Here is a 13,255-nt window from a genome sequence, read left to right as displayed (position 1 = left end):
GACATTGCAGCGCGAGATGAAGACCGTCGCCTATCCTTATCAGCCGGTCAAGGAACGGGGAACCATGCGTTCCTTCCTGCTCGCGCTCTTCATGCACCTGCTGCTGGGCATCGTGCTGTACTACGGCGTGCACTGGCAAAGCAGCACTCCGGTCGGCGCCGAAGCCGAGTTGTGGGAAGAAATCCCGGACACGGCCGTCGCGCCGCCACCGCCGCGTCCCGTGCCCGAACCGGTGGTGCAGCCGCGTCCGGCCCCTCCCGCGCCCGCGGTCAAGTCCCGCGCCGAGGAAGACGCCGATATCGCGCTCGAGCAGCAAAAGCGCAAGCAGGCCGAAGCTGCCGCCCGCGAGGAAGCACGCAAGCAGGCCGATCTGCGCGCGCGCCAGGAAGCCGAGCGCCAGGAAGAGGCCCGCAAGGAGGCCCAGCGCAAGGAAGACCAGCGTAAGGACGCGCAGCGCAAGGAAGACCAGCGTAAGGACGCGCAGCGCAAGGAAGATCAACGCAAGGAAGACCTGCGCAAGGACGCGCAACGCAAGGAAGACGCGCGCAAGCTTGCCGCCCAGCAGGAGCAGCAGCACAAGGAGCAGGCCGAGCGCGACCGCAAGGAAGCCGACGCCAAGGCCCGCGCGGATGCGAAGGCCCGCGCGGACGCCGACGCCAAGGCCCGCGCCGAAGCCGACGCCAAGGCCAAGGCAAATGCGGACGCCAAGGCCGCCGCCAGCGCGAAGGCGAAGGCCGACGCGGACGCCAAGGCCAAGCGCGATGCCGCCGCCAACGCGCAGCGCCACAGCGAACTGGCGCGGCTGCAGGCCATGGCCGGCGGAGCCGGCGTGCCGGGCGGGGCCGGCGGCGTGGGCAGCAATGCCGGCAGCGGCGCAGGTTCGGGTGGCAAGGCCTCGCCGGGTTATTCGGATCGCGTACAGCGCAAGGTGCAGCCCAATATCAAGTATTCGGAGGATTTCCCGGCCAGCCTCGCGGCCGTGATCTCGGTCCGGCTGGCACCGGACGGCGCGTTGCTGTCGGCTCGGGTCAAGTCGTCGAGTGGCAACGCGGCCTGGGACGACGCCGCCCTGAGGGCGGTGCAGAACTCGGATCCGCTGCCCAAGGATGAGAACGGCAAGGCACCCCCGAGCTTCGACATCCGGCTGCGCCCGCATGCCAATTGAAGCGGCGAACGTAACAATATGCATAGTGAACGGATGCCTGGCGACGATGCGGCTACTATCTAGCGCTCATGGCCGGGCACGGCCGGCAAGTTAAACCATTTGTTAGGAAACGACATGCGATTCTGCAAACGGAACATAGCCTGGATGAAGGGACTTCTCCTCGGTAGCCTGCTGCTGCTGGCAACCGGCGCCCAGGCGCAATTCACGGTGGAAGTCACCGGCGTAGGCCCGACCCAGTTCCCGATTGCCACGGCCAACTTCCAGGGCGAGGCGCAGGCACCGCAGAACCTCACCGCCATCATCCGCAGCGACCTGCAGCGCAGTGGCCGCTTCCGCAATGTCGACGTGGCCGGCGCCACGGTGGCCGAGTCCGCCAACGTCGACCTGGGCAGCTGGAAGTCGCGCGGCGCGGATGCCTTCGTGGCCGGCAGCGTGACTCCCACCGGCAACGGCCAGTACGATGTCCGCTTCCGTCTCTACGACACGCAGAAGGGGCAGAGCCTCGGCGGCCTGGCCTTCACGGTCGGTGCCAACCAGCTGCGCGTCACCGGCCACAAGATCGCCGACTACATCTATGAAAAGCTGCTGGGCGAGCGCGGCGTGTTCGCCACGCGCCTGTCCTATGTGGCGCGCGTGGGTGGCCGCTACCAGCTGCTGATCTCGGATTCCGACGGCCAGAACTCGCAGGTGGCGCTGACCAGCAACGAGCCGATCATCTCGCCGTCGTGGTCGCCGGACGGGGGCAAGGTTGCCTACGTCTCGTTCGAGGCCAAGAAGCCGGTGGTCTATGTGCATGACCTCGCTTCGGGCCGCCGCACGCTGGTGTCGAACCAGAAGGGCAACAACAGCGCGCCTTCGTGGTCGCCCGACGGGCAGCGCCTGGCGGTGGCGCTGTCGCGCGACGGCAATACCCAGATCTACCAGGTCAACGCCGACGGCTCCGGCCTCAAGCGCCTGACGCGCAGCAGCGCCATCGACACCGAGCCGCAATACGCGCCGGACGGCCGCAACATCTATTTCACCAGCGACCGGGGCGGTGCGCCGCAGGTCTACCGCATGCCCACCGGCGGCGAGGAAGCCGGCGCGGCCCAGCGCGTGACCTTCAAGGGCAGCTACAACGTCAGCCCGCGCATTTCGCCGGACGGCAAGCAACTGGCCTACATTACCCGTAGCGGCGGCTTCAAGCTGCAACTGCTGGACCTGGGCAGCGGCGATGTCACTTCGCTGACCGATACCGCCAACGACGAAGCCCCGAGCTTCGCCGCCAACGGCAAGTACATTCTCTACGCCACCCGGGTGGGCGGTCGCGCGGTGCTGGCGGCGGTATCCACCGACGGGCGCACCCGGCAGGTTCTGTCCCTCCAGTCCGGCGAGGTTCGCGAGCCGTCCTGGGGCCCATTCATGCAATAACGAGGAGTATCACGCCATGACCCAAATGATGACCAAGACCCTTGCCGTAGCCGCACTGCTGGCCCTCGGCGCCTGCAGCTCCGGCGTCAAGCTGGACGACACCGCCAACGCCGGCGCCAACAAGGGCGCGCCGACGACCGATGCCCGCGCCGTGGCGCCGGTGGACGTCTCGCGCGATCCGCTGAACGACCCGAACAGCCCGCTGGCCAAGCGCAGCGTGTACTTCGACTTCGACAGCTACAGCGTCAAGTCCGACTACCAGGGCATGCTGTCCGAGCATTCGAAGTACCTGGGCGCCAACAAGGGCCGCCGCATCCTGATCCAGGGCAACACCGACGAGCGTGGCACCAGCGAGTACAACCTGGCGCTGGGCCAGAAGCGCGCCGAGGCCGTGCGCCGCTCGCTGTCCTCGCTGGGCGTGCCTGAAAGCCAGATGGAAGCCGTCAGCCTGGGCAAGGAAAAGCCCAAGGCAACCGGTCACGACGAAGCCGCCTGGGCGGAAAACCGCCGCGCGGACATCACGTACTAATCCGCGCATAGGCATCTCATGAAAGCACGCGTCTCCAAGTTGGTATTGCTCACTGCGATGTCCTGCGCCAGCCTGCTGCCGGTGGCGCAGGCGCGAGCGGGCGTGTTCGACGATGACGAGGCGCGCCGCGCCATCGTTACCATGCGAGACCAGTTCAACGGTTTCCAGGCGACGGCATCGCAGCGCATCGACCAGAACAGCCGCGCCCAGCTCGACATGCAGAACCAGCTCGAGGGCCTGCGCCAGGAAGTGGCGCGGCTGCGCGGCCAGAACGAGATGCTGCAGAACGAGGTGACCACGCTGCAGAAGCAGCAGAAGGACTACTACGCCGACCTCGATGCGCGCCTGAAGAAATTCGAGCCGCAGCAGGTCACCGTGGACGGCCGTGAGGGCTTGTCGCAACCTGGCGAGAAGACCGAGTACGATGCCGCGCTCAAGCAGTTCCAGACCGGGGACTTCAAGGGCGCGGGCAACGTATTCGCCGGGTTCATCAAGAAGTACCCGCAGAGCCCGTATGTCCCGCTGGCGCAGTTCTGGCTCGGCAACTCGCTGTACGCGCAGCGGGACTACCGCGGTTCCACCACGGTGTTGCAGAACATGGTGCAGGCGTACCCGGACCACCCCAAGGTGCCCGACGCGCTGATCGCCATCGCCAACAACCAGATGGAATCGGGCCAGAAGCCCGCGGCCCGCAAGACCCTGGAGCAGGTGGTGGCAAAGTATCCTGGCACCGAGGGCGCGCAGGCAGCGAGCAATCGCCTGAAGACGCTGAAGTAGGCGTTGCGCGGGCCGGCGCCTCGAAAGGGCGGCCTTGCCGGAGCATGACAAAGGCCCGCATTCGCGGGCCTTTGTCATGCTCGCGCTAAAATACGCGATTCGCCCTGATTTTCCGCGTGCCGCCGTGCGGCGCCGCGCCCCCGCCATCATGAAAAAACGCGCTATCGTCCTGCTCTCCGGCGGCCTGGATTCCGCCACCGTCCTCGCCATGGCCAATGCGCAGGGCTTCGAGACCTATGCCCTGTCGATGCGCTACGGCCAGCGCCATTCCTCCGAGCTGGAGGCGGCCAGGCGCGTGGCCGCGGCCCTCGGCGCGGTGCGCCACGAGATCATCGACCTGGACCTGCGCCGCTTCGGCGGCTCGGCCCTGACCGACGACAGCCTCGATGTGCCCACCGACGGTGCCCTCGGCGGCATCCCCGTGACCTACGTGCCGGCGCGCAATACGATCATGCTGTCGCTGGCGCTCGGCTGGGCCGAGGCCGTGGGCGGGCGCGACTTGTTCTTCGGCGCCAACGCGGTCGACTATTCCGGCTATCCGGACTGCCGCCCCGAGTACGTCTCCGCCTACGAGGCGCTGGCCAACCTGGCCACCAAGGCCGGCGTGGAAGGCGAGCGCATTCGCGTGCATGCGCCCATCATCGACATGACCAAGGCCGAGATCATCCGCGCCGGGGTCCGCCTTGGCGTTGACTACGGCATGACCGTGTCGTGCTACCAGGCCGACGACGATGGCCGCGCCTGCGGTGTCTGCGATTCCTGCCGCATCCGCCGCAGCGGCTTCGAGGCCGCCGGCGTGCCCGATCCCACGCGCTACCAGGATGCTGCCTGACGGCTGACCGGCAAGGCGGCGCGATCGCGTGCCGTCTGGCCGGCGCCACATCCGCCCCTTTCCCCATCCCTTTCCCCGTTCCGCTTCCCCCGCCGGACACCCATGCCTGAAATCGACATCGCCGCGCTCAGCCGTACCATACTGGCCAGCACGTTCATCCTGACCTTCCTCTTCGGCGCGGTGCTGCAACGCACGCATTTCTGCACCATGGGCGCCGTCTCCGACATCGTCAACATGGGCGACTGGAGCCGCATGCGCATGTGGGGGCTGGCCATCGGCGTGGCGATGATCGGCACGGGCGCGCTGGCCGCGGGCGGCCTGATCGACCCCACCAAGACCATCTATGCGGCCAGCAAGCTGGGCTGGCTTTCCGCGCTGGTGGGCGGGCTGATGTTCGGCTTTGGCATGGTGCTGGCTTCGGGCTGCGGCAGCAAGACGCTGGTGCGCATCGGTGCGGGCAACCTGAAATCGCTGGTGGTCTTTGTCTTCCTCGGGCTGTCGGCCTATATGACGCTGCGCGGGCTGTTCGGCGTGATCCGCGTCAACACGGTCGATGCGGTATCGCTCACGTTGCCCACCACGCAGGACCTGCCGTCCGTGCTGGCGCACGCCAGCGGCATGGCGCGCCCGACCCTGCAACTCGGCATGGCGCTGGTGCTGGGCGGGGCGCTTGTGATCTGGGCGCTGGCGGGGCGGGGCTTCCGCACCTTCGACAACCTGCTCGGCGGCCTTGCCGTAGGCCTGATCATCGTGGCGATGTGGTATGTGTCGGGGCATCTCGGCTATGTCGCCGAGGATCCCAATACGCTCGAAGAACTGTTCGTTGCCACCAACAGCGGCCGCATGGAAAGCCTGAGCTTCGTCGCGCCGTACGCCTATACGCTCGACTGGCTGATGCTGTTCAGCGACAAGAGCAAAGTGTTGACGCTTGGTATCGTCAGCGTGTTCGGCGTGGTGGCCGGTGCCGCCGCCTACGCGCTGGTCACGGGCACGTTCCGCTGGGAAGGGTTCGGTAACGCCGAGGACGTCGGCAACCATATGGTGGGCGGCATCCTGATGGGCGCCGGCGGCGTGACCGCGCTCGGCTGTACCATCGGGCAGGGCCTGTCGGGCGTGTCGACGCTGGCGATCGGCTCGTTCATTGCGCTGGCCGGCATCCTGGCGGGCTCGGTACTGGGCTTTCGCTACCAGATATGGCGCCTTGAGCGCATGGCCTAGCCAGCATGGCTTATCACACCGTGCCTGCGTTCCAAGGTTGACATAGAGGCCGGTATCTTCCTATAATCGCGGCTTCAGTTTTTCCGGGTCGTTAGCTCAGTCGGTAGAGCAGCGGACTTTTAATCCGTTGGTCGCGTGTTCGAGTCACGCACGACCCACCAGCATTACGAAGGGCCTGTGGCGCAAGTCACAGGCCCTTTTTGTTTTGCGTTCCGTTTTGCCTTCCGGCTCGGTCCGGACCTGGCCCGGACGGTGTTCGCCCGGGCCAGATCGCCCGCTCAGGCGGGCTTGCCCAGGTGCTTGGCAAGGAACGCTTCCATCGCCTCGTAGAAATCGAAGCGGTTTTCTTCGTTGTGGAAGCCGTGTCCTTCGTTCTCCTTGAGCAGGTAGGCCACGTCGACGCCGCGCGCGCGCAGCGCCTCGACGATCTGGTCGCTCTCCGCCTGCTTGACGCGCGGGTCGTTGGCGCCCTGGGCCACCAGCAGCGGCGTGCGGATGCGGTCGGCGAAGAATACCGGCGAGGCGTCGTGCATGGCCTTGCGGTCGTTCTCGTCGTCGGGGTTGCCGATCATCTCGTAGAGCATGTCGAGCATCGGCGTCCAGTAGGCGGGAATGGTCTCCAGCAGCGTGAACAGGTTCGATACGCCTACGTAGTCGATGGCCGCAGCATAGCGCTCGGGCGTGAAGGCCACACCCGCCAGGGTGGCATAGCCGCCGTAGCTGCCGCCGTAGATCGCCACGCGGCGCGCATCGGCGATGCCTTGCGCGGTCAGCCAGTCGACGCCGTCGTCGATGTCGTTCTGCATCGTCCTGCCCCATTGCTTGAAGCTGGCTTCCCAGAACTTGCGCCCGTAGCCGGTCGAGCCGCGGAAGTTGATCTGCAGCACCGCATAGCCGCGGTTGGCCAGCAACTGCACCTCGGGGTTGAAGCCCCACACGTCGCGCGTCCACGGGCCGCCGTGCGGGTTGACCACCAGCGGCAGGTTCCCTGGCTCGGCCCCGGCTGCCAGCGGCAGCGTCAGGTAGCCGTGCAGTTGCAGGCCATCGCGCGAGGTGAAGCTCACCGCTTGCATCGGCGCCATGTCGGCCTCGTCGAGCCACGGCAGGATCTGCCCGAGCGAGACCAGCTTGCGCGTGTCGCTGTCGTACAGGTAGCGCGTGCCGGTAGTGCGGTCGCTCGATGCCGAGACGATCATGCGGGTCTCGTCGCGCGTGATGCTGGTGACGTGGTGCTCGTAGCCCGGCAGCTGGCGTTCCAGGTCGGCATGGATCTGCTCGCTGCGCGCGTCGAAGAAATGCCGGCGGGTCTTCCAGTCCGTGTACCAGGCGGCGGTCAGCACGCGGCGGTGGCGCGAATACGCCAGGCCGCCGGCATCGACCTCGCCGTGCTCGAACACCAGGCGCCCTTCCTGCGCGGTTTGCGGGTCGAACTCGAAGATGGCCAGCTTGTCGCGGCCGCGGTTCGATTGCACGTAGAGCCGGGCATCGTCGAAGGTGAAGAACAGCGGCGAGACCGTCTCGCGGAAATCCGTGGTGAGGATGGGGCGGAACGGCTCGTCTTCGGCATCGCGGTAGAGCAGGGTGGTGTTGACGCCGTCGCTTGCCGTGGCCACGCGCAGGCGGCCGGCATGGTCGGTGCCCCAGCTCATCACATTGCCGGGGTTCTCGGCGATCTGTACCGATTCCCCGGTCACCACGTCCACGCGCAGCACGTCGAACACCTGCGGGTCGCGCCGGTTGTGCGACAGCAGGATATGGCGGTCGTCGTCCTCGAGGTCATCGACGATGTCCGCGCGAACGTCCGGGTACGGGGTCAGGTCGACCGGATCGCCGCCGTCGATTGGCACCGACAGCACATGGAAATTCTCGTCGCCGCCGAAGTCCTTGATGTAGAGAATGTGCGCATTGCCTTTCCATGTATGGAAGGGCAGGTCGCGCTCGGTTTCTCCGGTCAGCGGCCGGGCTTCGCCAAGGAGGTTGCCTTCGGCGTCGATGGCTTGCACGAAGATGTTCTGGCGGCCCTGGTGGCGCGCCAGGAACGACAGGTGGCGCCCGTCCGGCGAGATCGAGAACTGGGAGCGGTCCGGCTTGCGGAACAGCTCGCGCACCGTGTAGTGCCTGGGTTTTGTGTCGCTCTGGTTCAAGGCTTGCTCCTGGATGGATGCGGGGATGCCCGCGGCGTGCTTACTCGGTGCGGTCCGCGGCAGGGCGGCGGTCCTGCGGGCTGGCCGGCGTGGCCGGGGCGGCAGGGCTGGCGGCCATGTCGGGCGCCGGCGGGGGTGTCGCGGCCTGGTCCTGCGCAGCCTCGCGGCGTTCGATTTCCTCGCGCGTGGAGGTGGACAGGTCCCAGCTGGCGATGAACAGCGCGGCGATCAGCGGACCGATGACGAAGCCGTTCAGCCCGAACAGCGCCATGCCGCCCAGCGTGGAGATCAGGACCACCCAGTCGGGCATGCGGGTGTCCTTGCCGACCAGGATGGGGCGCAGCACGTTGTCCACCGCGCCGATCACCACCACGCAGAAGCCGATCAGGATCGAGCCCTTGCCGACGTCGCCGGTCAGCAGGAAGTAGATTGCCACCGGCCCCCAGATCAGCGCCGCGCCGATGGCGGGCAGCAGCGAAAGGAAGGCCATCAGCACGCCCCACAGCAGCGAGCCCTGGATGCCGAGGAACCAGAAGATCAGGCCGCCGAGCGCGCCTTGCACCGCCGCCACGGCGATATTGCCCTTGACGGTGGCGCGCGCCACGGTGGTGAACTTGCGCAACAGGTGCAGCTTGTGCGGCTCGCTCAGCGGGATGGCATGCACGATGCGGCGCGAGATCTCGGGGCCATCGCGCAGCAGGAAAAACAGCAGGTACAGCATCACGCCGAAGCTGATCACGAACTGGAAGGTGTTCTGTCCGATGCTCAGCGCCTGTGTGGCAATCAGCTGGCTGGCCTGGGCGGCGCCGGCGGTCAGCTTTCGCTGCAGGTCGGCGATGTCCGAAAGGCCGAAGCGTTCCAGCACCCTGCCGATGGAAGGCGGCAGCGCATGCACCGCTTGCTGGAAGTAGGAGCCGAAGTTGATCTGGCCCGACTTGATCTGCTGGTAGACCATGCTGATTTCCTGCATCAGCGCGCCGGTGACGAAGATCAGCGGCAGCACCACGATCAGCAGGCACAGCGTGAGCGTGGTCAGCGCGGCCAGGTTGCGGCGACCGCCCATGCGGCGCGTGAGCCAGTTGTTCGGCGGTGTGAAGATGATGGCGAGGATGGCGCCCCAGAACACGGCGCCGAAGAATGGCCACAGCACGAAGCAAAAGGCTATCGAGACTGCCGCCAGGAGCAGATAGAACGCCTTCTGCTGCATATCCGCTCGTTGGGTCATTGCGCTCTACCTTGCGTGGCAAATCCTTCGGGGCTGGTCTAAAAAGGACCTCGCCCGGATCTCGTTTCCGCAACGGGTTCCTGCCGCGCGCGCCATGTGGAGATCTGGCGTGACTGGTGCCGCGGCGCGCTGCGCGGTGTGCCCCGTGGCGCGTGTGCGCGGGACAGGGCCGCCAGTGCGGCGGCCCGGCATGACGGCATCTAGCGTACCAGGGGGTCGCGGAAGCCGGTGTCGATGGTGCCGGCGGGGGTATCGCCGGGGCCGGGCCGTGCCTGCCGTGCCTCGGCCGTGCCTTTCTGCCAGGTCTCGTAGGCCCAGTAGCCGGCCGCCGCCAGGCCGCCCAACTTGGCGAGCTTCCAGCCCCAGCGCAGCACCGGGGTCCTGCGCACCAGGGGCAGGGCCAGGGACACGGCCGAACTGAGCATCGGATAGTCCTTGGCCAGGCCTAGCAGCTTGAGCCAGGAGGCTGGCCGCGTCATGCGTGGCAGCCATGTGCTGAAGCGGCCGAGCCGGACCGCGCCGCCACGCACCTGGCGCAGGGCCTCGGCGCAGTCATGGCGCTCAATCAGGGCACGCGTGATCAGCAATTCCTTGCGGATCGCGAGTGGCAGGCGGACTTCGCGGGAATGACGCACGGGGCGGGGATGCGCGCGGGGCTGCCCGGTAGCGCGGGCCGCCGCCGTATCCGCCTGGTCGTCGGGCGCCTCGGGGGGAGTGGATGGCGTGCTCATCGGCGCAGGATCTCCCGGTCTTTGTCGATCTCGGCCAGCGTGGCCTCGAACAGGGGCGGGGCGTTGCGCACGAGATGGCGCGCCATGGCCAGGCAGGCCACGCAGGCGAGCAGGTAGAGCGCGACCAGCGCGCCCAGGGCCTGCCAGCGGTAGGAATCCCAGAATACGATGGCGATCAGGAACGTAAGCGTGACCATGGACAGGCCGAAGAACACCAGGCCGAAGCAGGCCAGCAAGGCCATCTTCATCAGGCGGGTTCGTTCTTCCGCGAGTTCGACGGTGGCAAGTTCGAGGCGCGTCAGCATCATCGCCACCAACGATCCTGCCAGGCTGCGCAGGGCGTCCATGAACTTGGGGGAAGGGGTGGGGTCGCTCATGCAATTCCGGCAAGGGCGTGCAACGGAAGGCTGCACCGGTTGCGGACGGGAAGCCAGGCGGGCGGCGTAAGGCCTGCCCGCGAGGCATTCGCCCTGCATGCCCGCCAGGCGGGCCTGCAGGGCGCTCGGGTTCTGGTGCCGGGCCCGCTGGCCCGGCAGTTCGAAAAATCCGAATTACTTGCGGTTGAGCAGCAGGCCGACCAGCAGGCCGACGCCGGCCGCCACGCCCACGGCGCGCCACGGGTGATCGTGCACGTAGTCATCGGTGGCGCGAGCTGCCGCCTTGCTCTTGGTGACGACTGCGTCCTGCAGGTCCTGGGCTTTCTCCTTGGCTTGCTTCAGCAGGCCCATGCCGCGTTCGCGCAGTTCGGCGGCTTTCTCGCCAGTGGTCGAGGCCGCTTGCTTAAGCAGTTCTTCGGCATCGGACAACACGGTCTTGACATCGCTCATCAGTTTCTCCTGTTTGCGGGCGGTGGTTTCGGATTGTGACATTTTGCCTTCCTCGCACGTTCTCGGGCATTTTTCTCGCCCTCTTTCCTAGCATATGCGGGGAACCGCCGTGGTTTCAACACCACGGGTCCGACATCGCATGTAGGACAGTAACGTATGTCAAAGGTCCTAAAGACACAAAGGTGATTTTGTAGTGACTTTATATTCGTTTGGGTTGGATCGCAATCGGACTAGACTGGTTCAACCCTAATTTGGCCCATGAAGGAGACATTAATGGCATTACGTCTTGGCGACCTCGCCCCGGATTTCGAGCAGGATTCCAGTGAAGGCCAGATCAGCTTCCACCAGTGGCTTGGCGATAGCTGGGGCGTGCTGTTCTCGCACCCGGCCGATTTCACGCCCGTCTGCACCACCGAACTGGGCCTGACCGCCAAGCTCAAGGGCGACTTCGCCAGCCGCAACGTCAAGGCCATTGCGCTGTCGGTCGACTCGGTCGAATCCCATCGGGAGTGGATCAAGGACATCAACGATACCCAGGGCACGGTGGTCAACTTCCCGATCATCGCCGATGGCGACCGCAAGGTCTCGCAGCTCTACGACATGATCCATCCCAACGCGAACGAAACCCTGACGGTGCGTTCGCTGTTCGTGATCGATCCGAAGAAGAAGGTGCGCCTGATCATCACGTATCCGGCCAGCACCGGGCGCAATTTCAACGAGATCCTGCGGGTGATCGATTCGCTGCAGCTCACCGACAACCACAGCGTCGCCACGCCGGGCAACTGGCAGGACGGCGATGACGTGGTGATCGTGCCTTCGCTGAAGGACGAGGAAGTCATCAGGCAGAAATTCCCGAAGGGCTACAAGGCCGTGCGGCCCTATCTTCGGTTGACGCCGCAGCCCAACAGGTAATGGCCTTGCGGCCGGCCGGGCGCATTGCGCCGGGCCGGAGCGTCACGGTGTTGTAACGCGATGGGCTCGCCCGTCGTCTCTCCTTGGTAGTGTGCTTGGCCCGGCTTCGCAGCCGGGCCTTTTTATTTCTCGGGAGAGATTGGTCGCAACGGGCGGCGGTGCCGCGCAGGCTTCAGTAGAACGCCTGGATGCCGGTCTGGGCGCGGCCCAGGATCAGCGCGTGGATGTCATGCGTGCCCTCGTAGGTATTGACGACCTCGAGGTTCACCACATGGCGGATCACGCCGAATTCGTCCGAGATGCCGTTGCCGCCGAGCATGTCGCGCGCCACGCGGGCGATGTCCAGCGACTTGCCGCAGGAATTGCGCTTCATGATCGAGGTGATCTCGACCGCGGCGGTGCCTTCGTCCTTCATGCGGCCCAGGCGCAGGCAGCCTTGCAGGCCCAGCGTGATCTCGGTCTGCATGTCGGCCAGCTTCTTCTGCACGAGCTGGTTGGCGGCCAGCGGGCGGCCGAACTGCAGGCGGTCCAGGGTGTACTGGCGGGCGGTGTGCCAGCAGAATTCGGCGGCGCCGAGCGCGCCCCAGGCGATACCGTAGCGCGCCGAGTTCAGGCAGGTGAAGGGACCCTTCAGGCCGGACACGCCGGGCATCAGGTTTTCCTCCGGCACGAACACCTGGTCCATGACGATTTCGCCGGTGATCGAGGTGCGCAGGCCCACCTTGCCGTGGATGGCGGGAGCCGTCAGGCCCTTCCAGCCCTTTTCCAGGATAAAGCCGCGGATGGCTTCCTTGCCATCGTCGCCGGCCAGCTTGCCCCACACCACGAACACATCGGCGATCGGCGAGTTGGTGATCCACATCTTGGCGCCGCTCAGCTCATAGCCGCCGGCGACCTTCTTGGCGCGCGTGACCATGGAGCCCGGGTCGGAGCCGTGATTGGGTTCGGTCAGGCCGAAGCAGCCGATCCATTCGCCGCTGGCCAGCTTGGGCAGGTATTTCTGCTTCTGCGCTTCGCTGCCGAATTCATGGATCGGCACCATCACCAGCGACGACTGCACGCTCATCATCGAGCGATAGCCCGAATCCACACGTTCCACTTCGCGCGCGATCAGGCCGTAGGCCACGTAGTTCAGGCCCGGGCCACCGTATTGCTCGGGAATGGTCGGGCCGAGCAGGCCGAGTTCGCCCATTTCACGGAAGATCTCGATGTCGGTCTTCTCATTGCGGAACGATTGCAGCACGCGCGGGGCGAGCTTGTCCTGGCAATAGGCCTGGGCGGCATCGCGCACCATGCGCTCGTCGTCGCTCAGTTGGTGGTCCAGCAACAGCGGGTCGGCCCAGTGGAATTCGGCGTTGGCAGCCATGTAGGTCTCCTTCGGTAGTGCAGTTCGTAGTGCAGGTGGTCTTGCAGATAGGTCGGGCAGTCTCGCGGGCGGCCCGGAACTCAACATCATCGGCGCRTTCCGCGGTCTGTCGTGACGCT

13 protein-coding genes and 1 tRNA gene are annotated in these 13,255 nt (G+C 66.2%); 8 read left to right on the top strand and 6 right to left on the bottom strand.

Going from position 1 to position 13,255, the window contains the following annotated elements; all coding sequences use genetic code 11:
- Nucleotides 1-16: 16 nt before the first annotated feature.
- The 7 genes from tolA (at nucleotide 17) to AC1DK4_RS11920 (ending at nucleotide 6,092) form a co-directional block, all read left to right on the top strand.
- The gene (tolA, locus tag AC1DK4_RS11950) at nucleotides 17-1,165 is read left to right on the top strand and encodes a cell envelope integrity protein TolA (RefSeq protein WP_441613215.1); all 1,149 of its coding nucleotides are present in this window, start codon (nucleotides 17-19) and stop codon (nucleotides 1,163-1,165) included.
- Nucleotides 1,166-1,309: 144 nt separating this feature from the next.
- Nucleotides 1,310-2,575, top strand: a complete 1,266-nt coding sequence (tolB, locus tag AC1DK4_RS11945; protein WP_441613213.1) for a Tol-Pal system beta propeller repeat protein TolB — start codon at nucleotides 1,310-1,312, stop codon at nucleotides 2,573-2,575.
- 16 nt (nucleotides 2,576-2,591) lie between these two features.
- The gene (gene pal / locus AC1DK4_RS11940) at nucleotides 2,592-3,104 is read left to right on the top strand and encodes a peptidoglycan-associated lipoprotein Pal (protein ID WP_441613212.1); all 513 of its coding nucleotides are present in this window, start codon (nucleotides 2,592-2,594) and stop codon (nucleotides 3,102-3,104) included.
- Between the two features lie 18 nt (nucleotides 3,105-3,122).
- Nucleotides 3,123-3,881, top strand: a complete 759-nt coding sequence (gene ybgF / locus AC1DK4_RS11935) for a tol-pal system protein YbgF (RefSeq protein WP_441613211.1) — start codon at nucleotides 3,123-3,125, stop codon at nucleotides 3,879-3,881.
- 76 nt (nucleotides 3,882-3,957) lie between these two features.
- Nucleotides 3,958-4,713, top strand: a complete 756-nt coding sequence (gene queC / locus AC1DK4_RS11930) for a 7-cyano-7-deazaguanine synthase QueC (RefSeq protein WP_441613210.1) — start codon at nucleotides 3,958-3,960, stop codon at nucleotides 4,711-4,713.
- A gap of 102 nt (nucleotides 4,714-4,815) precedes the next feature.
- Entirely contained in the window at nucleotides 4,816-5,931 is a 1,116-nt protein-coding gene (locus tag AC1DK4_RS11925; RefSeq protein ID WP_441613209.1) for a YeeE/YedE family protein, read from the top strand.
- 85 nt (nucleotides 5,932-6,016) lie between these two features.
- Nucleotides 6,017-6,092 (top strand) — tRNA-Lys (locus tag AC1DK4_RS11920).
- A gap of 117 nt (nucleotides 6,093-6,209) precedes the next feature.
- On the opposite strand, the gene AC1DK4_RS11915 is transcribed toward AC1DK4_RS11920, so the two are convergent.
- The 5 genes from AC1DK4_RS11915 to AC1DK4_RS11895 form a co-directional block, all read right to left on the bottom strand.
- On the bottom strand, nucleotides 6,210-8,075 hold the full coding sequence (locus tag AC1DK4_RS11915; RefSeq protein ID WP_441643192.1) for a S9 family peptidase: 1,866 nt from the start codon (nucleotides 8,073-8,075) through the stop codon (nucleotides 6,210-6,212).
- Between the two features lie 40 nt (nucleotides 8,076-8,115).
- Complete coding sequence (locus AC1DK4_RS11910; protein WP_441613207.1) at nucleotides 8,116-9,300, bottom strand: AI-2E family transporter; 1,185 nt, start codon at nucleotides 9,298-9,300, stop codon at nucleotides 8,116-8,118.
- 200 nt (nucleotides 9,301-9,500) lie between these two features.
- Nucleotides 9,501-10,031 carry a DUF3318 domain-containing protein gene (locus tag AC1DK4_RS11905; RefSeq protein WP_441613206.1) on the bottom strand — a complete coding sequence of 177 codons (531 nt, stop codon included), beginning with the start codon at nucleotides 10,029-10,031 and terminating at the stop codon, nucleotides 9,501-9,503.
- Nucleotides 10,028-10,408: a phage holin family protein gene (locus tag AC1DK4_RS11900; protein ID WP_441613205.1), complete on the bottom strand. Its 381-nt coding sequence runs from the start codon at nucleotides 10,406-10,408 to the stop codon at nucleotides 10,028-10,030. The genes AC1DK4_RS11905 and AC1DK4_RS11900 overlap by 4 nt, the downstream gene beginning before the upstream one ends.
- A 174-nt stretch (nucleotides 10,409-10,582) precedes the next feature.
- Nucleotides 10,583-10,900 carry an ElaB/YgaM/YqjD family protein gene (locus AC1DK4_RS11895; protein WP_369796917.1) on the bottom strand — a complete coding sequence of 106 codons (318 nt, stop codon included), beginning with the start codon at nucleotides 10,898-10,900 and terminating at the stop codon, nucleotides 10,583-10,585.
- Nucleotides 10,901-11,131: 231 nt separating this feature from the next.
- On the opposite strand from AC1DK4_RS11895, the gene AC1DK4_RS11890 reads away from it, so the two are divergent.
- Complete coding sequence (locus tag AC1DK4_RS11890) at nucleotides 11,132-11,770, top strand: peroxiredoxin (RefSeq protein ID WP_441613204.1); 639 nt, start codon at nucleotides 11,132-11,134, stop codon at nucleotides 11,768-11,770.
- A gap of 172 nt (nucleotides 11,771-11,942) precedes the next feature.
- Here the strand turns inward: AC1DK4_RS11890 and AC1DK4_RS11885 are convergent, their stop codons facing one another.
- Complete coding sequence (locus tag AC1DK4_RS11885) at nucleotides 11,943-13,136, bottom strand: acyl-CoA dehydrogenase (RefSeq protein ID WP_441613203.1); 1,194 nt, start codon at nucleotides 13,134-13,136, stop codon at nucleotides 11,943-11,945.
- Between the last annotated feature and the right edge of the window lie 119 nt (nucleotides 13,137-13,255).

This window comes from Cupriavidus sp. 05N38, assembly GCF_056397345.1.
Note: the sequence above shows the minus strand (reverse complement) of the source record. Positions and strands in the feature narration are given on the sequence as shown.